Annotated in this window: 21 protein-coding genes and 1 pseudogene; 17 read left to right on the top strand and 5 right to left on the bottom strand. The window is 50.3% G+C overall.

Translation table 11 applies throughout. The features are described 5' to 3' along the window. Positions 1-261 precede the first annotated feature (261 nt). The gene (locus tag AC2215_RS19690; protein ID WP_486811709.1) at positions 262-1122 is read left to right on the top strand and encodes a tetratricopeptide repeat protein; all 861 of its coding nucleotides are present in this window, start codon (positions 262-264) and stop codon (positions 1120-1122) included. Between the two features lie 103 nt (positions 1123-1225). Here the strand turns inward: AC2215_RS19690 and AC2215_RS19685 are convergent, their stop codons facing one another. The 3 genes and pseudogenes from AC2215_RS19685 to AC2215_RS19675 all read right to left on the bottom strand — a co-directional run. After that, positions 1226-2152: an ATP adenylyltransferase family protein gene (locus AC2215_RS19685; protein WP_486811708.1), complete on the bottom strand. Its 927-nt coding sequence runs from the start codon at positions 2150-2152 to the stop codon at positions 1226-1228. A gap of 175 nt (positions 2153-2327) precedes the next feature. Further along, entirely contained in the window at positions 2328-3695 is a 1368-nt protein-coding gene (locus tag AC2215_RS19680; RefSeq protein WP_486811707.1) for a folate/biopterin family MFS transporter, read from the bottom strand. A gap of 105 nt (positions 3696-3800) precedes the next feature. Then, positions 3801-3944, bottom strand: a pseudogene (locus tag AC2215_RS19675) (Rpn family recombination-promoting nuclease/putative transposase); the annotation flags it as partial. A 257-nt stretch (positions 3945-4201) separates the two neighbouring features. Here AC2215_RS19675 and AC2215_RS19670 point away from each other — a divergent pair. From AC2215_RS19670 to AC2215_RS19650, 5 genes are all read left to right on the top strand, one after another. Beyond that, complete coding sequence (locus tag AC2215_RS19670) at positions 4202-5371, top strand: DUF58 domain-containing protein (protein ID WP_486811706.1); 1170 nt, start codon at positions 4202-4204, stop codon at positions 5369-5371. Positions 5372-5634: 263 nt separating this feature from the next. Continuing rightward, entirely contained in the window at positions 5635-6069 is a 435-nt protein-coding gene (locus AC2215_RS19665; protein WP_486811705.1) for a DUF309 domain-containing protein, read from the top strand. 216 nt (positions 6070-6285) lie between these two features. Continuing rightward, positions 6286-6750 carry an LptA/OstA family protein gene (locus tag AC2215_RS19660; protein ID WP_486811704.1) on the top strand — a complete coding sequence of 155 codons (465 nt, stop codon included), beginning with the start codon at positions 6286-6288 and terminating at the stop codon, positions 6748-6750. Positions 6751-6822: 72 nt separating this feature from the next. After that, entirely contained in the window at positions 6823-7551 is a 729-nt protein-coding gene (lptB, locus tag AC2215_RS19655; protein WP_486811703.1) for an LPS export ABC transporter ATP-binding protein, read from the top strand. A 399-nt stretch (positions 7552-7950) separates the two neighbouring features. Next, complete coding sequence (locus AC2215_RS19650; RefSeq protein WP_486811702.1) at positions 7951-9225, top strand: dihydrolipoamide acetyltransferase family protein; 1275 nt, start codon at positions 7951-7953, stop codon at positions 9223-9225. A 424-nt stretch (positions 9226-9649) separates the two neighbouring features. On the opposite strand, the gene AC2215_RS19645 is transcribed toward AC2215_RS19650, so the two are convergent. Further along, positions 9650-10963 (bottom strand): M16 family metallopeptidase, encoded by a 1314-nt coding sequence (locus tag AC2215_RS19645; RefSeq protein ID WP_486811701.1) that lies wholly within the window; start codon positions 10961-10963, stop codon positions 9650-9652. Between the two features lie 146 nt (positions 10964-11109). On the opposite strand from AC2215_RS19645, the gene crtD reads away from it, so the two are divergent. The 4 genes from crtD to AC2215_RS19625 all read left to right on the top strand — a co-directional run bounded on the left by crtD (position 11110) and on the right by AC2215_RS19625 (position 15557). Next, positions 11110-12666 carry a C-3',4' desaturase CrtD gene (gene crtD / locus AC2215_RS19640; protein WP_486811700.1) on the top strand — a complete coding sequence of 519 codons (1557 nt, stop codon included), beginning with the start codon at positions 11110-11112 and terminating at the stop codon, positions 12664-12666. Between the two features lie 217 nt (positions 12667-12883). Then, a complete protein-coding gene (locus AC2215_RS19635) occupies positions 12884-13279 on the top strand; it encodes a Pepco domain-containing protein (protein ID WP_486811699.1) in 396 nt (131 codons plus the stop codon). Positions 13280-13470: 191 nt separating this feature from the next. Then, positions 13471-14982 carry a type IV pilin-like G/H family protein gene (locus tag AC2215_RS19630; RefSeq protein WP_486811698.1) on the top strand — a complete coding sequence of 504 codons (1512 nt, stop codon included), beginning with the start codon at positions 13471-13473 and terminating at the stop codon, positions 14980-14982. Positions 14983-15221: 239 nt separating this feature from the next. Further along, on the top strand, positions 15222-15557 hold the full coding sequence (locus tag AC2215_RS19625; RefSeq protein WP_486811697.1) for an element excision factor XisI family protein: 336 nt from the start codon (positions 15222-15224) through the stop codon (positions 15555-15557). Positions 15558-15667: 110 nt separating this feature from the next. Here AC2215_RS19625 and AC2215_RS19620 read toward each other — a convergent pair whose 3' ends face one another. Beyond that, positions 15668-16366 (bottom strand): hypothetical protein, encoded by a 699-nt coding sequence (locus AC2215_RS19620; protein WP_486811696.1) that lies wholly within the window; start codon positions 16364-16366, stop codon positions 15668-15670. A gap of 156 nt (positions 16367-16522) precedes the next feature. Here AC2215_RS19620 and AC2215_RS19615 point away from each other — a divergent pair, with 156 nt between their 5' ends. The 7 genes from AC2215_RS19615 to AC2215_RS19585 all read left to right on the top strand — a co-directional run bounded on the left by AC2215_RS19615 (position 16523) and on the right by AC2215_RS19585 (position 21486). Continuing rightward, a complete protein-coding gene (locus AC2215_RS19615) occupies positions 16523-17296 on the top strand; it encodes a DUF1877 family protein (RefSeq protein WP_486811695.1) in 774 nt (257 codons plus the stop codon). Positions 17297-17350: 54 nt separating this feature from the next. Then, complete coding sequence (locus tag AC2215_RS19610; RefSeq protein WP_486811694.1) at positions 17351-17686, top strand: hypothetical protein; 336 nt, start codon at positions 17351-17353, stop codon at positions 17684-17686. Positions 17687-17689: 3 nt separating this feature from the next. Continuing rightward, positions 17690-18019 carry a DUF1877 family protein gene (locus tag AC2215_RS19605; protein WP_486811711.1) on the top strand — a complete coding sequence of 110 codons (330 nt, stop codon included), beginning with the start codon at positions 17690-17692 and terminating at the stop codon, positions 18017-18019. A 405-nt stretch (positions 18020-18424) separates the two neighbouring features. Continuing rightward, complete coding sequence (locus tag AC2215_RS19600) at positions 18425-19084, top strand: TIGR00266 family protein (RefSeq protein ID WP_486811693.1); 660 nt, start codon at positions 18425-18427, stop codon at positions 19082-19084. Between the two features lie 81 nt (positions 19085-19165). Continuing rightward, a complete protein-coding gene (locus tag AC2215_RS19595; protein ID WP_486811692.1) occupies positions 19166-19900 on the top strand; it encodes a TIGR00266 family protein in 735 nt (244 codons plus the stop codon). A gap of 21 nt (positions 19901-19921) precedes the next feature. Then, positions 19922-20614, top strand: a complete 693-nt coding sequence (locus AC2215_RS19590; RefSeq protein ID WP_486811691.1) for a TIGR00266 family protein — start codon at positions 19922-19924, stop codon at positions 20612-20614. Between the two features lie 29 nt (positions 20615-20643). Continuing rightward, the gene (locus tag AC2215_RS19585) at positions 20644-21486 is read left to right on the top strand and encodes a M48 family metallopeptidase (RefSeq protein ID WP_486811690.1); all 843 of its coding nucleotides are present in this window, start codon (positions 20644-20646) and stop codon (positions 21484-21486) included. Positions 21487-21612 lie beyond the last annotated feature (126 nt).

Genomic DNA, 21612 nt, shown 5'->3' with positions numbered 1-21612 from the left:
TCTTTTTTTGATGTCCATAATAACAGACTTGAAGATCAAATAGATCAAAGATTGAACTGGTTTTAAGTACTTTCTAAAAGAGAAATTTAAACTATTGTAATTATTTTTGAAAAATAATATTTTTTCTCCTTAAATATTTTAAATATTTAAGATAAATAGCCGTGATAAAATTCATCAAGAAATATATTTAAAAGATGATTTTTTAAATTACTTCTATAAACTATGAGATATATAGAAAATACTCAATGAGGTAACTGAACGATGCCAATATTATCTTCTGAAAGTTCTTTAGCAAAAGAAAAGTGCGAGCCGGCAAATAAGCTGAAAGAAGAAGGTCGGATCGAAGAAGCGCTCCCTATTTACTTAGAAGTAATTGAGTCTGTACCTAATTACGTACCTGCTCTATTTCAACTTGCAATAATCTATGAAACCCAAGAAGAATGGGATCGAGTGGCGAGCTATGCTCAGCAAATTATCGCCCATCGACCGGATAACGCAAGAACATACTTGAGACTTGCTAAAGCACGTCAAGAGCTTGGGGAAATCGAAGGGGCGATCGCCGCTTACAAAAAAGCGATCGAACTTCAACCCGAACAGCCTGCTGGAGTTTATATCGCTTTCGCAAATGCCCTGAGCGTACAAGACGAGCGGCAAGAAACTGTTGAAGCATATCGCAAGGCGATCGAACTCAAGCCAAATATGTCGCCCAGTGTTTACATGAAATTGGGTAATCTTCTGCAAAAGCAGGGTCAGTTAGCGGAGGCTGCAACTTTTTACCAACAAGCTTTGAGTGCTCAACCGGAAGATGTCCAACCCGAAGCTCGCGCCCACCTCTACTCTAAGTTAGGAGCTGTCACACTCGAACAAGGTCAGCTCGATGAAGCGATCTCGAACTACCAACAGGCTTTAGGCTCGAACCCAAATTTGATAGGAGCTTATAAAGGCTTAGGTGATGCCTACCAGCAAAAGGGTGCATATGATGATGCGATCGGTTGCTATCAAAAAGCCAACGAACTCAAGCCAGATAGCCCTTGGGTAAATCGTGCTCTTGGAGATGTGATGTTGCGCCAAGGTCGGGATGCTGAAGCTCTCGATTGCTATCGAAAAGCCATTTCAATGTAACTTTCAATGTAACTCTCGAGATTGGAGGGCGAGCAGTTATTCGGGCGGGAATTGAACGCTTACACTTCATCACTGCCCGCCCTTCCTGAGTTATGCTCGATTTTCACGAAACCGGCGATAAACCCACCCGCTCTAAAACCCCCATCGGACCGATCGCTTTCAATCGTTGCAAATCTTCCCGATTTCGCACCAATAGCGCACCGGCAAACCCCAGGGAATTAATCGAAATCGACTCGAAACATTCCGCAGTGCGGGGAACGACGAGCATCCAATCCCGTGTGGCTAAAAAGTTGTAGGCTTGCGGAGGTCGCTCTTGAGTTGTGTCCGATCCCACCGCTTCTAAGAGAGTACGATAGCACTTGAGGGTTGCCTCTGCTGCGGCTTCGGGAGATGCGATCGCCCGATCGAGTTTTCCAACACCATGGACGAACTTAAACGCCGGCACTCTCCCCACAGACCCCTCAAACTGAGCGTCGGCGATCGCATCCGCAATGGGAATTGGCGGTTCGTCGGGCATCATCGGCAAGGGAATCAGTTGCAGGTGCTTGTGGCGCTGACTCGCTCCGGCTAGGGTTCCGCCATTATAAAATGCCAAACCCTCCACTTGCGCCAAACAAGCGTGCATGGCGACAAAATCCGATCGCGTCAGCCAGGTATCCTGTTCCTCAAAAGCGCGGGTAACAATCAGTAGGTGATGGTCAACGACGTTAAATTTATTTAACAGTCCGACGTGGGTATCGGAAATATCGGCAACGAATAAATCCTCGTCATAGGGTAAAAACGGATTGAACTCTTTACCCGAGGCTGCGGTTTTTTGGTTCTGTTCTTTTTTGGCTTTAGCTTTGCGATCGAGATTGGCCAAAATTCGCACCAAAAACCGAATCCCCTCCTCTTCCACAAACTCGTATTCCGTGGCAATGGGTTGCAGGGCACCGCAACGAAGACCATGCTGGCTGCGATCGCGTATTTGTTTCCAAAGCGTTCCCGGTTCTAGCAGTAATTTTGCCGGTGAAGATGTGGGATCGGACATGATTTCGATAGTTATCGTTTTAAAAACTTGGGGCGCTTCAGGAGCAGAGGGAAAGTGAATTAGACAATTGACAATCGATCGTGATGGAGATCGAAAGCCTAACACCCCACACCCGATTTCCTTCTCCGTGTCGCCGCGTCCCCGAGTCCCCCCGTCCCCGCGTCTCCCCATCTCCCTAAACGACAGTGGGTTCGGATTCGGAAACGGCCCGAACCCCAACAGACTCCGATTCCTCAATTTCGGGGCTGCCATTGGGAAGCCAACCCAGAAACGGTAGCGGTGCGAGGGTAGTGAGGTTGGTAATCAGAACCAGCAGCCAGAGATTCTCGAAATTCGTCGGCGTAATCGCCATCCAATGCATCAGTAGCGCCCCAAATTCGTGGGAAACTACCCCAGCTAAATTCGTCACCGACATCAGCAAGGCAAACAGCGTCGCCTCTACCCCCTTCGGACACAGACGTGCCGCCAGGACGAGAACCGGCATAAAGGCAATTTGTCCCATCACCGTTAGCACTAGGCTATCACCCAAACTGAACCAGCGATCGTCAATTCCGATCGCCCGATTGGCATGAGTCACCAGCAGCAACGTCGTCATTCCCAAGATTGCCGAGAGAACCGTAGACCCGGCGAAAATGGTGCGAAAGGGAACGGTTTTGAAGAAACGCTGAAATAGAAACACGCCAACCAACGCAGCGATACTGGTTACCAGGCGCACTCGCCCTAAGAACTCTGGCGGAAATCCTAATTCATTGGTAGTGAAGAAGAAAAAGGCCGAATCTGCCGTTGGCGTGGCTTGCCAAATGAAGATAAATGCCGTCGGCAGCCAGATGGATTTTTGGGAAATGGCTGCTTTGAGTTGCCGGATTTGATGGGTAACGGCGCCGAAATTCGATCGCTCTCGAACGGGTTCTTCTGCGATCGCCCACGCTGTTGCAGAAATTAGTAAGGGGAAAGATGCGGTAATTAGAAAGACCGTTTGGTTGCTGAAATGTTCCAGGAGAAAACCGCTCAAATAAGCCGTCAGCAAGCCCCCAAACGCAGAGGTTCCCCAGCACAAAGATTGAAGAGACCCGGCATCGGCTTGGGATTCTTTTTGCGCCCGTTCTACCACCAACGAGTCTACGATGACATCGCTCACTGCCACCGATAGAGAACTCAGGGCGATCGCAGCAGTCGCCATCCAAGCGGTGCGAACCACAGAACCGAGAGCAATCCAGGATGCTGCCCCCAGAATCCCCGAGAGAATCAAATAGGGACGGCGACGATAGCCTAAAATTGGCAAACCGTCGGAAATAAAACCCAATAGCGGCTTAACGATCCACGGCAAGGCAACAATTCCCATCATTGCCGACACTTGCGCCGGAGTTAGCCCCAAATCGTCTTTGAGGAAAAAGCTAACGGCTAAACGCGCCAACCCCAAAATGCCTTGCACGAAGTACACCAGCATAATGGCAACCAGTTCCGGGGTGGGTTCGCGCCCGAATAGGAGTTTGTCGGTGGCAATCTGTTTGAGTTTGGTCAGAGCAGTGGGGGAAACGAGCATTCGATCGCCAAAGGTAAAGAAATATTTCTTTACCGATCATATCGGTTCTGAGCGTCGATCTCGCTATACCGAGACTCTGCCCGATCGCCAAAGAGCGCGTCCGTGCTATGTATCGCTCGATCGAACATCCTCACGCAATTCTCGAACCCGATCGATGCTCAACCCCGTCGTTCGAGCGATGGTTTCATCATCAAGTCGATCGAGTAAGTTTCGGGCGATGGCAAGTTTTTCTTCCTCTCGTCCCTCTTCGAGTCCTTGTTTTAGTCTTAATTTTTAAGGTTTGGGATTAATATTGTTTTTTGTACTACAAATACATATGGCTACGCCATAAAATCAAGATTACCATAGCGCGAAACCCCTGTAAATTCGTCATTTAAATGACTCTATTCTCAATAACGAGAAAAAAAAAGTGCCTTCAAAACGGAATGCGATCGCCCTCGCGACGAGAGTCAATACATTGAAAGGTTAGAGTGAAAAAAACGAGCAGTATCAAATGAGGCGCGATCGTGAAATTGGGGCATCGACTGAGGCATCAACTCGAAAACTGGCTAGAAACCCATTGGGTTAAACCCGCCTATGCCGGGGGTTTGCTGCTGTTTCTGTCGATTTTCTTTTTTGGGGCGGCGACCAACACCATGGCGGGGTGGCTGTACGTGATTAGTGGGGCGAGTTTTGCCCTGATTGGCGTGGCGATCGTGTTACCCCCGCGATCGCTGCGTCAGCTCGAAATCCACCGTCGTCCCGTCGCCCCCATCAGCGCTGGAGACGAACTCACCCTGGAGTTAGAAATTGCCAATCCCCACCCCCAACCGAAAACCCTGCTGCAAGTGCGGGATATCCTCCCCTTGAAATTAGGCGAACCGACGGCCGAAACCATCGAAATGATTCCTAGCCATGGCAAGCACAAGTGGACGTACTACCAACCTGCCGCCAAGCGGGGAGTTTACCATTGGGAGGAAGTGCAGTTGCGAACCGCTGCCCCCCTGGGGTTGTTTTGGTGTCGCCGCCACCGCCAAGTGCCCACCAAAGCGATCGTCTATCCGCAGGTTTTACCCCTGAGTCGCTGTCCCCTCATCGATGAAATCGGCACCGAACACCATCGATCGTCTCAAGATCGCGATCGCCAGTCACAAATGGCGACAGAAGGCTTAACGCGGGCATTACGTCCCTATCGTTCGGGAGACCCCATTCGGTTGATTCACTGGCGAACCAGCGCCCGTTACGGGGATTTGCGGGTGCGGGAATTGGAAGTCTTTACCAGTGGCTGGGATGTTGTCGTCGCCCTCGACAATACGACGAGTTGGGAAGCGGATAACTTCGAGGAAGCGGCGATCGCGGCAGCATCTCTCTATTTTTATGCCAGTCAGCGCCAGCTGAACGTTCGGTTTTGGAGTGCGACGACGGGGTTGCTGCAAGGACATCAAGTGGTACTCGAAGCCTTGGCTGGGGTCTCTTGCGGCGAAACCGATGCCACCGCCAGCGTTCCGAGCGCCCCCTCGATTTGGCTGACGCAAAATCTCGATACCATTGGCACGTTACCTTCTGGAAGTCGCTGGCTGCTGTGGCAACTCCCGAAGAATACCTCCCGTTCCCAGACCCCAAGGAATTATAATTTTCCTGGGATAATTGTCGATGGCGAACGTCCGTTGCAGACCCAACTTCAATCGCGGGTGTAGGCTAGGGCTTGAGACTGGGGACTGACAGAAGCGGGTTCTTAACAGGTTACAATTTCTTCAATTCAGTCATCGCGATCGATTTCAACTCAATTTTATGCTGTCCGTTGGCATTCGCGATCGAATCATTACGCCACATCCAACTTTTTCTGGAGTTTCCCATTGAGTTGAACCGACTGAGTTCAAGATTCCCTGTCCTCTGTTGAGGATTTTGAGGCATCTAGTTGCATATCTCGTTCGTTTGAACAATTATCCTGGTAATCTCTATGACCGATCGATCGGAATCTACAGAATTCTTGCCCGATGCGTTTTGGCAAGGAGTTGAAGAATTTAACCAACATCAGTTCTATGCCTGTCACGATACTTTAGAAGCAATTTGGCTCGAATCTTGCGACCCCCAAAAAACATTTTATCAAGGGGTTTTGCAAATTGCCGTCGCTTGCTATCACCTGAGCAATCATAACTGGAAAGGAACGCTCATGTTGTTGGGGGAGGGCATTCGGCGATTGCGAAAGTACGAACCGGAGTATGGGGGGATTTATGTAGATCGGTTAGTCGATCGCAGCGTAGAGATGCTGAGTATTTTGCAACAGGCGGGAGAAGAAAATGTTGCCGATTTAGCCAGTCAGTTTGGTTTAGAAGATGGACAGTATATTCAGGAAAAAAGTTCCCGAACATTACCGAAAATCGAAAAAATATAAGAGAGGCTGGGATTTGATTGTAGAAAAAATACGAGCCATGGATATCGGTGGGTTATTCAAGATCGAAGTCTTGAAGTTCGCAATCAAAAAAAGCAGAACTCTGATGAGTTAGCTAAATGTAAAAAGGCATCTGGGAGGGCAACGAAATTCGAATTTATTTGATAGGATATATGACATATCCTTTAAACTGTTATCCCTCTTGTTTGGCAACCCATTATGATGTCCCCAGATCGATTTTCTAACTGGCTGGCACGGCGTTTTGGATCGATCGCCCTTTTACCGGTAGCAGTCGTCGCGGCACTGGCAACCCCCACTCAATCTCAAGTGAGTTCGGGAAGCGCACTCGAAGTGATTGCCGATATTCAAGAAGCCGACGCGAGGACTGGAATCGTCACGGCGCGGGGAAACGTGCAAATCAACTATCCCGCCCGAGACCTGCAAGCGACCTCCGATCAAGCGCAGTATTTCAGTAACGAACGTCGCCTCGTCCTTACGGGAAACGTTTACATTTTGCAAGAGGGGAATAGCATTCGCGGCGAAACCATCGTCTACCAAATCGATCGAGGGCTGTTCGTGGCGCAACCGAAACCCAATCGCCAAGTCGAATCAATTTATTTGATTCCCGAAGGTACAGAAGCGCCGAAACCTTCTCCTCCCGCCCTGCCTCCGGTTCAACCTTAATGTTGCCCTCATTTTGTTGGCATCGATCGAACGGCAACGAATGGTTTGCCGTGGGTGTATTTGGAGTGAGTGGTGAGAATTTACCTGGAGAACGTCCATAAATCTTATAACAAGCGAGCGGTTGTCAATCGCGTCAACTTATCCGTTTCCCAAGGTGAGGTGGTGGGATTGCTCGGGCCTAACGGTGCCGGGAAAACGACGACGTTTAGTATTGTCACCGGTTTGGTAAAACCCGATCGCGGACGAGTTTGGCTCAACGAGAAAGAAATCACCCATTTGCCGATGCACAAGCGATCGCATATGGGGATTGGGTATCTGGCACAAGATCCGAGTATCTTTCGCAACCTCAGCATTCGCGAGAACCTGTTGCTGGTTCTCGAACAAACGGGAGTCCCTTACCGCCAAAGAGGGAAACGCCTCCAGGAACTCTTGGGGGAATTTCACCTCGAAAAAGTGGCATTGACGTTAGGCACTCAGGTTTCCGGGGGAGAACGACGACGGGCGGAGTTGGCACGTTCTTTGGTGGTGGGGCGGGGAGAACCGCTATTTTTACTCCTCGACGAACCGTTTTCGGGCATCGACCCCATCGTCGTAGCGGAAATTCAGCAGTTTGTTGCCAAATTGCGCGATCGGGGGATGGGCATTTTAATTACCGATCACAACGTCCGCGAAACCCTTGAAATTACCGATCGCGCCTACATTATGCGAGACGGGGAAATCTTGGCCTCGGGTAGTCCCGAAGAACTTTACGACAATCCCTTGGTACGGCAATATTACCTCGGTCAGAAATTTCAGCGGTAATTGAAGAGGAGTTCGATCGCGGTAAGCCGTCAGATCTGAGGATTCGGCTATTCGCAAAACCTTGCGACTTAGGGATCTGCGGGAAAATAATATACCCATCGTAGGGGGAATGCGGCCGTTAACCCCTACAGCAAGTCGTTGGCAAGCTGGTCTCTTATTTTTTGGCAAGTCCCTTATCCCTTGTGGCTCGATCGGATGTCCCCGTGTCAGCGAAATACAGCTATTCTTGAACCTTACCGGGGTCTTTCTCCCCCTGCCCCCGAAGCCCCCGAAGCTTCCGAAGCGATCGAGATTTAACCGAACTCGCACTGGCGCATCCCCTCCGACCGCGCGCCATGATACAATCGAGCGTTGGCTCCACAGCTACGTTAGTTTGTTGTCTAGGCGAGAAGTCACCCTATGATCCGCGAAATCTTTATGCCAGCCCTAAGTTCCACCATGACCGAGGGAAAAATCACCTCTTGGACGAAATCACCGGGGGATAAGGTGGAAAAAGGGGAAACCGTGGTCGTTGTCGAATCCGATAAAGCCGATATGGACGTAGAATCCTTCTACGAAGGCTACCTGGCAACAATCGTTGTGGATGAAGGTGATATTGCCCCTGTCGGCGGAACCATTGCCCTGCTGGCTGAAACGGAAGCAGAAATCGAAACGGCCAAGGAACAAGCTGCCGCTGCCGCCTCAACTGCCACCACGGCTGCCCCACCGGAACCCGTCGCCGCCGCCCCAGAACCTTCCCAGAACGGGCAAACCCAAACTCCCAGCAGCGATCGCATCATCGCCTCTCCCCGCGCCCGCAAACTGGCCAAACAACTGAAAGTCGAGCTAAGTACCCTCAAAGGCAGCGGCCCCTACGGTCGGATCGTGGCTGAGGATGTGAGTGCTGCTGCCGGTCAGCCCGCCCCCGCCAAGCCCACAGCCGCCGTTATTCCCGCCCCCACCGCTGCACCGGTTACCACTGCCGTTGCCCCGCCTCCCGCACCGCCCGCCCCGGTACAGCCCGGTCAGGTCGCCGCGATGAACACCTTCCAACAAGCGGTGGTGCGGAATATGGTTGCCAGCTTGCAAGTGCCAGTGTTCCGCGTCGGCTACACCATCACCACCGATAACCTGGACGCACTCTACAAGCAAATTAAGTCCAAGGGCGTGACGATGACGGCAATCCTGGCTAAAGCCGTGGCGATGACCCTCCAGAAGCACCCGTTGGTGAATGCCAGCTATGTGGACAATGGAATTAACTACCCCAGCAGCATCAATATTGCCGTGGCGGTGGCGATGCCCGATGGCGGTTTGATTACCCCGGTGTTGAAGCAAGCCGACCAAATGGATATTTACTCCCTGTCTCGGACTTGGAAGGATTTAGTGGCCCGTGCCCGTTCCAAGCAGTTGCAGCCCGACGAATATAACAGTGGCACGTTTACCCTGTCGAATTTGGGAATGTTCGGGGTCGATCGCTTCGATGCGATTTTACCACCGGGTCAGGGTTCGATTTTGGCTATCGGTGCCTCCCGTCCCCAGGTGGTGGCGAACGAGGATGGAATGCTCGGCGTTCGGCGGCAGATGCAGGTGAATATCACCAGCGACCACCGGATTATCTACGGTGCCGATGCGGCGGGATTCCTGAAGGATTTGGCGGCGTTAATTGAAACGAATCCTCAGTCTCTGACGCTGTAAAGTTTTAAGGTTGGATTGGCTTTCTCAATGGTTCGTACTCCATTGGTTTGACCGGTCAATGCCCTAAGATTTTGGCAAAACCCGGATTTGGGGGGTCTCCCCCCAATCCCCCCGATGGGTGGCGTTGCGCCGCCCCCATCCCTCCGCGCACAAGAGTGAGTCTGGTTGAATAACCATCATTTAGGGTAAGGGTCTTTAGAAGGCAAGGCAGGAGTCAATGAACAATTGGCTATTGACAATAGGTCAGTAACGACGCTAAATCCCCTCTCCCTTGTCCTCCTTGTCTTCCCCCTCTCCCCTGTCTCCCATCCCCGCGTCACCGCGTCTCCCTTTCTCCGTGTCTCTTCCATACCCCGGAGGGCAAAGCATTTGGATAGATGAGATTTCGCTTTTCTCATCGTCGATCGCCCAAATGCTTGTGCCCCTACAGACTCTGGGGGCGAATTGCCACGATTCCGTAAGCTTCGGGCGACAGATATTGCTGAGCGGCTTGTTGCAAATCCTCTACTGTGAGGGCGCGAATTTTGCTGGGGTAGTTGAGGGCGGCTTCGAGATTGCCCACCATGGCATTAAAATAACCGTATAATCCAGCCCGATCGCTAGGGGTTTCGTTGCCGAGGATAAACCGATTGGCGATTTGGGTGCGAATGCGATCGAGTTCCGACTCTAGCACCGGTTCGGCGTGTAGCTGGCGGATGCAATCGACGATCGCCACTTCCACTTCTTCTAGGTTTTCTTCCGGTAGCTGCGCTGAAATCTGGAAAACGCCCTGCAATCGATGGCTCATATTTCCGGCGCCGATACTCGAGACCAAACCCCGTTCTTCCCGCAACTGGCGAACTAGCCGTCCGGTGCGTCCCCGTCCGATAATGGTGGCGAGTACGTCGAGGGCGTAGGTGTTTTCGATATCGACCATCCCCGGAACCCGCCACATCATCACCAGGCGCGCTTGCTGCAACTGCTCGTCGGTATATTCCCGACGGACGATTTCCGTGAAGGGAGGTTCGGGTTGGGGGGTTTGGATGTTGGGAATGGGGAACCCGGATGCAGGGGTCGAAAAGCGATCGCCCAAGGCTTGGCGATAGCCTTCCACTACGGTTTCGATGAGTTGTTCGACGGGTAAGTTGCCGACGGCGACGGCGGTGGTAGAGGTGGGTTGGTACCAGGTGCCGTGAAAGTGCCGCATTTGCTGCGGGGTGAGGGATTCAACGATTTCTGAGGTGCCGAGTACCGGACGGCGATAGGGGAGGCGATCGAATGCCACTTCGATGGTGCGGGCAAAGTTTCGACGACGGGGGCTATCGGCGGAACGGCGAATTTCTTCGAGGACGACATCCCGTTCGCGATCGAATGCCGTGGCTTCCAGTTGCGGCGCGAGAACCACATCCATTTGTAACGGCGCAAGGGCGGCAAAATCCTGGGGGGCGGTGGTGATGTAGTAGTGGGTGTAATCTTGGGAGGTGGCGGCGTTGGTGAGGGCCCCTCGTTCTTCGATGCGTTGCTCGAATTCACCGATGGCGAGTTTATCCGTGCCCTTGAACACCATATGTTCGAGGAAGTGGGCCATCCCATTGATATTATCGGGTTCGATCGCCGAACCAACATTCAGCCACAGACTGAGGTTAACGGCTTCTACGGGTATTTGCTCGGCGATGACGGTAAATCCTTGGGGAAAATGCTCGATGGTGGGGGCATTTAAGGATGAGGCGAAGGTAGGGGATTCTAAAGTTAAAGTCATGCAAGCGTGTTAGGTAAGCTAGTTGTCCGCACGAGGAGCAGTAGGAAGAGCCAAACGGTAGAAGTATCGGGCGATTGGATCGATTTAACCTACTATCTATGATAGGTTACGATAAGTATTAAGTTATGTAAAAAAAATAAGAATTTATGCCCCCCCATCTCTCTCGTCACGATCGCGCCCCCCGCGTCATCGCCATCGGTGCGGGAATCGGCGGCCTCACCGCAGCAGCACTTCTGGCCCGTCGGGGCTATCAAGTCCGGGCGTTCGATCGGGCGATCGTCCCCGGTGGCTGCGCGTCCACCTTCTCCCGGCGCGGTTTTACCTTCGATGTGGGGGCAACCCAAGTGGCGGGGTTGGAACCGGGGGGAATTCACCATCGCATTTTCTCAGAATTAGACGTTCCCCTCCCCGAAACCACCCCCTGCGATCCCGCTTGCGCCGTGTACCTTCCCGGCGAAACCGAACCCATCAACATCTGGCGCGATCCGCAGAAATGGCAAGCGGAACGGCAACGGCAGTTTCCCGGTAGCGAACCCTTCTGGCAGTTAATGGGCAAACTCTTCGAGTACAGCTTTGCCTTTCAGGGACGCGATCCAGTGCTGCCCCCGCGCAACCTCTGGGATTTGTGGCAACTGACTCAAGCCGTCCGTCCCGATACCCTCCTCACCGCCCCGTTTACTTTCTCTACCGTCGGGGATGCCCTGCGTTGGTTTGGGTTGGATGAAGATTACCGGTTGAGAACCTTCCTGGATTTGCAACTGAAGCTATATTCCCAAGTGGATGCGGAGGAAACGGCCCTGTTGTATGCAGCGACGGCGTTGGGGGTTTCTCAAGAACCCCAGGGATTATTCCACCTGCAAGGGAGTATGCAGGTTTTGAGCGATCGCCTTTTAGATGCCTTCAAACGGGATGGGGGCGAACTGTTCATGCGCCACAGCGTCGAAGCGATCGAAACCGACGGCAACCGGGTGACGGGGGTGACGGTACGAAATTTGAAAACCGATCGCACCCATACGGAAGCGGCGGATTTGGTGGTTGCCAACGTCACGGTTCAGAACCTGGTGCAGTTACTCGGCGGTAAGGATAACAGCGTTCTGCCCACCTCCATGCAGGGCTACCGTCACCGCGTCGATAAACTCCCCAACCCATCCGGGGCATTTGTGGTGTATTTGGGGGTAGAAGCGGAAGCCATACCCGCCAACTGCGCCCCCCACCTCCAGTTCCTCTACAACGGATCGGGACCGATTGCCGAGAACAATTCCCTATTCGTTTCCGTCAGCCATGCCGGTGACGGACGGGCGCCGGAGGGGAAAGCGACGATTATTGCCTCTTCTTTCACTGATACCCGCAAATGGTGGAATTGCCACGATTACGAGGCGCTCAAGCAACAGTATACCCAGGAGGCGATCGCCCGGTTGGGAGAATATTTCCACCTCACCCCCGAGACGATCGTTCATGTGGAAGCGGCGACTCCCCGGACGTTCGAGCATTTTACCGGACGAGATCGCGGCGTGGTGGGAGGCATCGGGCAGCGCGTCCCCACGTTTGGTCCCTTCGGATTTGCCAACCGCACCCCAATGGACAATCTCTGGCTGGTGGGAGACTCTACTCATCCTGGAGAAGGGACGGCTGGGGTGAGTTACTCGGCGCTGACGGTAGTGCGGCAGATTGATGAACAATTAAAAATGCCAAATTCAAAGTAGACAGTAAGGTGGGTAGTTTCAGTGTGAAGTCAGCTTCGATCGGGGATAATTGTGGCTGCCCACCCTACAAATTTTTAGATATCCACTGCCCTTCACCCTAAATTATGGTGTTTAACCGGATGGAATACGAACAGTCGAAAGTATTGCCGTTTTTCCGGATGTTTGCCCTCTATCTTCGTAGTCGTTAGTGGTACGATACACGATTCCCATCACACTGATGTCAGAAGAAACCATTCGCGTTGTGACCTACACGCATCCTGAAGCCGAACCGGAACCCGAATTCGTCAACGGTGGAAAAAATGCCATTGGAGGGGCGACGTTTTTGGATATTGAAGTCCCCGAAGATACGCCTCCCCCAGCAGAAAAAAATGGGCGGGCAAGGGTTCGAGAGGTTCCGGTGGAAACCCTGGAACGGGAAATGGGACGGTTAATCGATGTCGTCGAACGGTTGGTGAATCGAGCGCCCGATCGCTCCAAATCCGGGATGCAACTGGAGGAAATCGAGCTATCGGTGGAAGTTGACGGACGAGGTAAAGTGAGTTTGGTGGGTTCAGGACTCGATATTGGCGGTAAGGGTGCAGTTAAACTGAAGTTCAAACGGAAATCTTCATAAGAGTGCGAGCAGATCGATCGCAAAGAGGGGTGGCATCACCATCTCGCTTCGATGATGAGCATTTCTCGGAGTGCGAGCATCTTGCTCGCGTATGAGTCCGATCCAAGATTCTGATACCCATTGTCAGCGTTGTTTCCGTCGCGAGCGAGACGCTCGCACTATCAACCCCTGAAAACCTACCCTAACCGGAGATGGCAAAAAACTGGGCGATCGCCATCGGTATTAACGAATACGAACACCTCGCGCGTCCTCTGCAATACGCCCAGCGGGATGCGGAGTTGATGCGGGATTGGTTGCAGCATCGGGCGGGATTCGAGAAAGTGTACTATTACGCCGATAATTCCCCTAAAATTGGCAACACCTCCACCCGTCCCACCCGTTCCAACCTGCTGCGACTCCTAGACGTACGCTTCCAGAAGCCGTTTATGGGCGCTGGGGATAATTTCTGGTTCTTTTTCAGCGGACACGGGATGCGCCACGGGGGACAAGATTACTTGATGGCGGCCGATAGCTATCCCGAGAATATCCCCGGCAGTGCCATTCCCGTCAGCTACGTTCTCGGGCAGTTGCGGCGCTGCGGGGCAGATAATATCGTCCTGTTGCTGGATGCCTGTCGCGATGGTGGTAAATCCGTCGAAGGAATGGGGCGGGAAACGGCAAAACAGGCACGGCAAATGGGAGTCATCAGCATCGCCTCGTGTAGCCCCAACGAACTCTCTTACGAGGTAGAAGCGCTCGAACAAGGCGTCTTTACCTACGCGCTATTGGAAGGGTTGGGAGTGCAGGGAAGATGTGCGACGGTGGAACGGTTGGATGCCTATCTCGCGCGTCGGGTTCCCGAGTTGAACCAAAAGTACGGCAAGCGGATGCAAACGCCTCGAACTATCGCCGAACCGATCGATCGCACTCACCTGATTTTAGTGCCCGAATATGCAACACTGGGCGATGTTGCCACGCTGAAGTTGGATGCTTATCGAGCAGCAGAGGGAGGCGACCGAGCATTGGCGCGACAGCTTTGGATTCGGGTTTTGGGGTCTTCTCCAGCGGATTTGGATGCGATAACTGCACTCGAACGTTTGGCATCGGCAGTTACCCCCGAACCGCCACCTACACCGCGCCGTCAAACGAATCGTCGGCAGTCGAAGTCACCGCGATTCGTCAGTTCGGTTGACAGTCATCGCAGAACGCAAACCCGTTCCCAAACTCCAGGGGTGACGCGGCGGCAATGGATTCAATGGAGTCTCTGGGGTGTGAGATTGGGACTGGCTGTTGTAGGAACTATTTTTGTTGTAGGAACTATTTTTTTAGAACTCACCGCTGGGCAGAAGATAAGAGCGGGGGAAGCTGAAGGGAAGAACTTGATCGGAGCCATCAATCGCGCCCAACAAGCGTATCGATTGGAATCCACAGAATTTGCCGCCACCTTGGAAGAGCTGGAAATCGGATTGCCTTCAGACACCTATAACTACAGCTACGCGATCGAATCTCAATCCAACCCCGCCGGCAGTGTCATGGTAACCGCTCGCGCCAAGCAAGAAGGAATGCGCAGCTACACCGGAGCGGTGTTTGTTCTTGATCACGGTAGTATGGCTGCCATCGGTTGCAAAACCGACGCGCCCTCAATGACTCCTCCAGAAATGCCCCTGCTTCCAAGCAATCGAAATGAACAACCTTCGTGTCTGCTCGGGTCCTCTCCCTTCTGAGAGACTGTAGGGTGGGCAGTTCGATCGCTAGTTTCAAAGTAAAATCTCCGCGCGAAAAACTGCCTAGCCTGGATTATTCACCAAACGCTCAAATCCCGATCGCGAGTAAACCTCAAAAAACACTCTGTTTTTTGGGTGAATTTCCAGATTGCTTGTCAGACAAGGCTTTCAGCAATTTTAGTCGAATATCATAAATAATGCAGGCTAGTTTACGATCCGACTCGTGAGGTGATTATCCAATGGAAAGAATAGAGCAATACCGACAAGCTGTTCGAGAGAGTCTCCTCGAATACGCTGCCATTCCCTTCTCCCACGGCGAAATCGAGTGCCAACCGATTTTCGATACCCAACACGATCGCTACCAAATTATTAATATCGGCTGGGATATCAATCGTCGCGTTCACGGGTGTTGCTTGCACCTAGATATCATCGATGGCAAGATTTGGATACAGCATAATTCTACGGAAAAAGCGATCGGAGAGAAACTCGTGGAAAGAGGCGTTCCCCGCGAAGATATCGTCCTCGGTTTTCAAGCCCCCGAAGTGCGTCCATATACCAAGTTTGGGGTGGCATAACGGCAGGTTCGACAGACTTACCCAACAGTCTAAACCCACCCCTAACCCCTCCCGAGAGGGGAACTAGAAAACGAAGAAATTAGACACAGATGAAAGAAAGTGCTGTCGTCTTACTCCCCTCCAAGGAGGGGCTGGGGGTGGGTTCGATCGAACGGTTGAGAAGGGAAGGGGAGTTGGGTTGGGGAAGAGTTGGGTGAAGTCGAGGATGAAAAGTATAAATGCAGGGCGATCGCATTACCGATGAGAATCGCGGCGATCGTTAAAATTTTGAGAACGTTCGATGGCACTTGAGGCGATCGCATTTTTGCCGATTGTGATTCGGGCGATCGTCCCAAAATTATTGCGGTTAATTCCCGACGACTGCGATCGGCTTCCCACCAAAACACACACCCAAAAATCGAGAAAACCACAATCGGCATTCCCAACGGAAGAAGCATTTCTATCCCAATATCTTCAGATAGCCAACCCGAAATGCAAATGGGAATGGCAATGCTGTACCAGGTTGATAGCCAAAATAGGGAAAACACCACAATAAACGGATGCAAACGTTGTTGAATGCGGACGATCGTTCCTGCTGCATTCGACTCGAATCGCCCGCGAATATTCGGTAAAAATGAGTTGCGATAGTGAATGATGCGCCGAATTTCAAATCCCGATTCGGAGAGGGTTCCGGTATAAGGGGCATGGTGACGGGGCAGGTTCCATCGCCATTTCTGGGGGGCTTCAATCTGTGCGGCTAAGCGATCGATAACCCATTCAAGGGACTGTTGCGTAGTGACGGTAAAGGTATCGTAGGGGAGAAGTTTCACGATCGACTTTTTGAGGAGAATCGATCTAAATATAGGTTTGGGTTTTCTAAAATTATGCAGTTCTGAAACTTGAAATGCTATTTGTTGCCTCGATTTCTCAATCTTGATTTCGAGTATCTAGAATTGAAAGAGTCGCTCGAATTGAGGAAGGACAATATGGGAATTACTACTCAAGTCAAGCAAATTTCAGTTTCAACGCTAGAACTTCTACAACAAGATTCCAAGCTGACAGAGGCTTTTTTCGATGCACAATACTTGCCTGAATCTCCTGAATGGAGAAGGAAAGACTACCGGAGTGGAGAATCTGCTGAAAGCACGAAAAGGTCAGCCAGAGGGAGATTTGGACGATTATCTCGGTTTCAGATGATAAAAAACAGGGTGATGCGAATTTTAAGACTAGGGCGAGTTCAAAGCTACGATTGGCAAGCCCTCGAAACGCAATTCTTAGACGATTGGGAAGTGCCAGAGTTAGATTTACATAAGTACTTTGAAGGAATCTCATTTTTACTCGCCGGATATAGCTTTGCTTACGAAATAGATTTGATGTTACCGGAATTAAAATCTTATATTCGATCGCCAATGCAAGAATTTTTTCAATTTATAGTAATCGATAATTCGGAATGGGACGGTCTTCCTTTAGTCAATGCAATCGGTGCGGGGGTAGAACTCGGCTATGAAACTGGTTACGGACCCGTGCGCTATCTGTTACCTCATGAAGTAGTTCGAATTGATGAGGGATTGCGAGAACTAACAGAAGCCGGATTTCAAGAACGGTACCAGCGAGAGTCACTCAAAGAAACACCTTGTCCTTGGATCGACTGGTCTGATGAAGATACGTTGGAATATTTAACCGATTATTATAATGAGATGGTTGAATACTATCAATCGGCTGTTCGAGATGGAAGAGCAATTATAATATATTTAGTTTAATTTATTTTAAGACGGGCATTTAAATAGAGCTAATTAACATACTACATTATGGGAATGACCGCGCATCTCAAGCAAATCTCAACATCTACTCTAGAACTACTGAAACAAGATGCATACCTGGTAGATTTTTTTTTGGATATAACATGGTTTTATGACTCTTCATTTAGCGACCGAAAAATTAAAATAGCTGACAAATTTAAAGGTGATACTGGGAAAGTAATAGAACAGCAATTATTTGAAGAATGGGAAGTTCCCGATTTAGATTTGCATAAATATTATGACGACCTGACCTTCTTACTTGCCGGATATCATGTCAGAGACGACGCATCACAGTTTCGCTCGCCAGAAATTCAAGCTTACTGCCATCCAGATCGTCACGACTTTCCTTAATTTATTGTTATCGAAAACTCTCGCTGGGATGGTCGTCCTCTGGTTAACGCAATTTGTACGGGAACGCCACTCGGCTATAACACAGGATATGGTCCCGTTCGATATCTTATACCTCATGAAGTCGGTTGTATTTTAGATGGATTATTAGAATTAAGCGAAGAAGGATTTCAGGAGCGATACCAGCAAGAATCTCAAAAAAAAGTACCCTGTCCTTGGATGGATTGGTCAGATGAAGAGGTATTAGATTGGTTGACTTGTCGTTATCTCGATATGATTGATTACTATACAGATGCCGTTAGAGCTAACAAAGCAATGTTAATATATTTTGTTTAGTAAATTTTAATAACTAGATCGATTTCTGTTATCGAAAAAAATCAAAGCCAGTAATAAACGATCTGCATCGAGCTAATATGGCTAAAAATCTTCATTATTCAAATTATTTGTTTGCTTTTACAGTATTGAAATTTTCGCTCGAGCGGAGAAGCGAGATAGTCATTCTATTAAGATATCTCGAATGAATATCAGACATAAATATATATAGGTTTGCCTTCTCTCAAATTATGCAGTTTCTGCAAAAAACGATATTTTTTGAGAAATCCTAAACTAACTACCCTATCTAAGTTTCATAAAAATCAGAAAACTCATAAGGCGTAAAAAAAATTTAGAAACAATGGACGTTCTATTTTTTTTCATGCAAACTAGAAGAATCTACATCTCGATCTCGAGGAACTAGCCAGCGTGCGTTACGAAATTCGCTACAAACCTGCTTTTGCAGCTATTTTTCTGACTTTAGATCCCGGTGATGCCGTGACCGCAGAATCCGGGGCGATGACGAGTATGGACGGTCAACTGACGACCAAAACTCAATTTTCTGGGGGGTTCTTTTCCGGGTTACTTAAAAAGTTTTTTGGCGGCGAATCTTTATTCGTAAATGAGTTTAGCAACTCGACCCAAAAACCGCAAACTCTAGTACTCACCCAGTCTGCCATCGGCGATATCGTTGGGCTGGATTTGCACGGAGAATCTCTTTGTTTTCAACCCGGTGCCTATATCGCCCATACTCCAGGGGTAAATTTTGGCGTTCGCTGGGCGGGATTGAAGAGTTGGTTTTCTGGAGAAGGACTGTTTAAGCTACAAGTGAGCGGTCGAGGAACGGTATTTTTTGGGTCTTACGGCGGACTCACCGAAAAGTATGTGAATGGTGAATTTATTGTCGATACGAGTCATTTAGTCGCCTACGAACCGGAGGTGAAGATGAATGTCAAACTCGCTGGGGGCATCTTCGGTTCGATGACGTCGGGAGAAGGATTTGTCAATCGATTGACCGGTCGAGGAAAAGTTTACCTGCAATCGAGAAGTATGGATGGTTTGGTGAACTATCTACGTCCCAAACTTTGATTGAACCTCGATTGAAACTTCGATCGAAAACGGGAAACTGGAGCCTTTTAGATTAGGAATTTTAGGAATTCAAACTCAGTCGTGAATATCGAACTTTTAAATCAACCCGATAGTACCATCGCCCGCGTCATTCTCGATGGTGGCGAAGAAGTGGTCGCTGAAGCCGGTAGCATGGTCGCCATGAGTGGTTTTATTAATGCCAATACCACCTTGCGCAAAGGCAAAGGCGGTGGCATTCTCGGCGGACTCAAGCGAATGGTGGCTGGGGAATCGTTATTTCTAAGCGTATTTAACTCTCCCATGCCGGGGGGAGAAGTGTTTCTCGCACCGCGATTGATGGGAGATGTGGTCTTGCACGAAATGACCGGACAGGAGTTAGTGATTCAAGCCACGTCTTATCTGGCAAGTGACTCGAATGTGAATATCGATTTGGGATTTCAAGGCTTTAAATCCCTCTTTTCGGGAGAATCGATTTTTTGGCTGACTGCCAGCGGTTACGGTTCCCTGCTCATGAACTCTTTTGGAGGCGTTTACGAAGTTGACGTGGAAGATGAATATATCGTCGATACCGGTCATATCGTCGCCTTCGATAAAAACTTGACCTTTGAAATTACCAAGCCGGGAGGCAGTTGGTTGGGGGCATTTTTGGGGGGAGAAGGACTCGTTTGCCGGTTTAAAGGTCGCGGCAAAGTCTACTGCCAAACCCACAATTCGACAGCGTTCGGACAAAATGTGGGGATTCAACTTCCACCCGCTGCCGCCTCAAATAGCAAGTTGGGTCTAGTGGGACAACTTCTCAAATTAATCCAGTTTTAAGCCCGATCGAAGGAAATAGAAATGCTTCAAGAGATTGCCTATAAAATCGAACATTCTCCCGCTTATGCATCCTTAGTGTTGCGTTTAAATCCACAGCAAACGGTACTGGTGGAATCTGGTGCGATGGCGGCGATGGATGCGGGTATTCAGATGAAATCGAAGGTCAAAGGTGGCTTGATGAAAGGCATCGGACGGCTGGTGAGTGGCGAATCGTTTTTTGTGAGTGAATTTACCGCTGGCGACAGTCCCGCCGACCTTTACGTTTCCCCAGGGGTTCCGGGAGATGTGCGGCATTATGCCTTGCAGGGGAACAATTTAATGATTCAAGGGTCGGGATTTGTGGCCTGCAGTCCGACGGTGAATATCGAGACGAAGTTTCAGGGATTTAAAGGCTTTTTTAGCGGCGAATCGTTGTTCTTGATTCGGGCGACGGGAGAAGGGGACGTGTGGTTTAGTTCCTATGGGGCGATCGTGGAAATTCCCGTGGATGGGGATTACGTAGTCGATACGGGATATATCGTCGCCTTTGAAGATACGTTGGATTATAAGGTCGAAATGCTCGGGGGGTTATCTTTTAAAGGGTTGCGGACGGGAATTCTCGGGGGAGAAGGCTTAGTCTGTCGCTTCAAGGGACGAGGACGCTTGTGGGTTCAGTCGCGCAACCTCTATCGATTCATCAACTTTATCAATCCCTTCCGTCCGGCGAAACGTTAGTTCGTATTACTTGAATCAACGATGAAACGATGAAGAAAAGACGCCCATCCTCGCACAATTCAAGCGATCGCAATCCACCCCCTTCTAACCGAGAATTGCTGATTCTCCTCGGTTTTTTCGTCGCGGCGATCGTGGGGACGATTTGGGCGTCTGGATGGGTTCTTAATAGTCTAGTCGGCTTTATTCCCCCCAATCTAGAGCAGAAATTGGGTGCCGTCATTGTCCCGGTTTACGAACAAATCGCCCAACCTTCTCCAGCCCAGGATACCCTCAATACCTTACTCGACGGCTTGGAAACCCACCTACCGGAAGAACAGCGGCAAAACCGCAACTATCGGGTGTTATTCGTCCCGGAAGATACCGTTAATGCCTTGGCTTTACCCGGAGATGCGATCGTCGTTTATGGGGGATTGGTGCAACAGGCAGAGTCGGAAAACGAACTGATGATGGTGTTGGGACACGAATTGGGGCATTTTGCCAATCGCGATCATCTGCGGGGTTTGGGACGGCAAGTGTTATTGCGAGTGACGATCGCATCGATTTTTGGCGATGCGGGAACGTTAGCGGGAATTGTTGGTTCCACCATCGAAACCATCTCTCGATCGCAATATTCTCAGTCTCAGGAACTCGAAGCGGATGAATTCGGCATCGACTTGTTGCAGAAACACTACCAACACGTTGCCGGGGCAACGGATTTTTTTGCTCGACTCGATCGAGAAAGAAAGACAAATTTTGCATTTTTATCTACCCATCCCGCTCCCCGAAATCGGGTTAAAAAATTAGAGAAAACTCTGCGCGATCGCCAATATCCGATCGGAGAAAAAGCACCTTTACCGCCAGTTTTATCGGAGTGGGAACCGGAGCAATTGTAGCGAGAATTAAGAAGGTTATAGCGTTTCTCGAGTGGATGAGGTCCTGAGGTAAAGAAGATCCCCCGCGCATCCACGGCAGTCGTTCTACTTAGGGAAACCCCTCTGGCGACGCTGCCTCTCCTTCAT

Source organism: Zarconia sp. (genome assembly GCF_057467645.1).
This window is presented reverse-complemented; position numbering and strand designations above follow the sequence as displayed.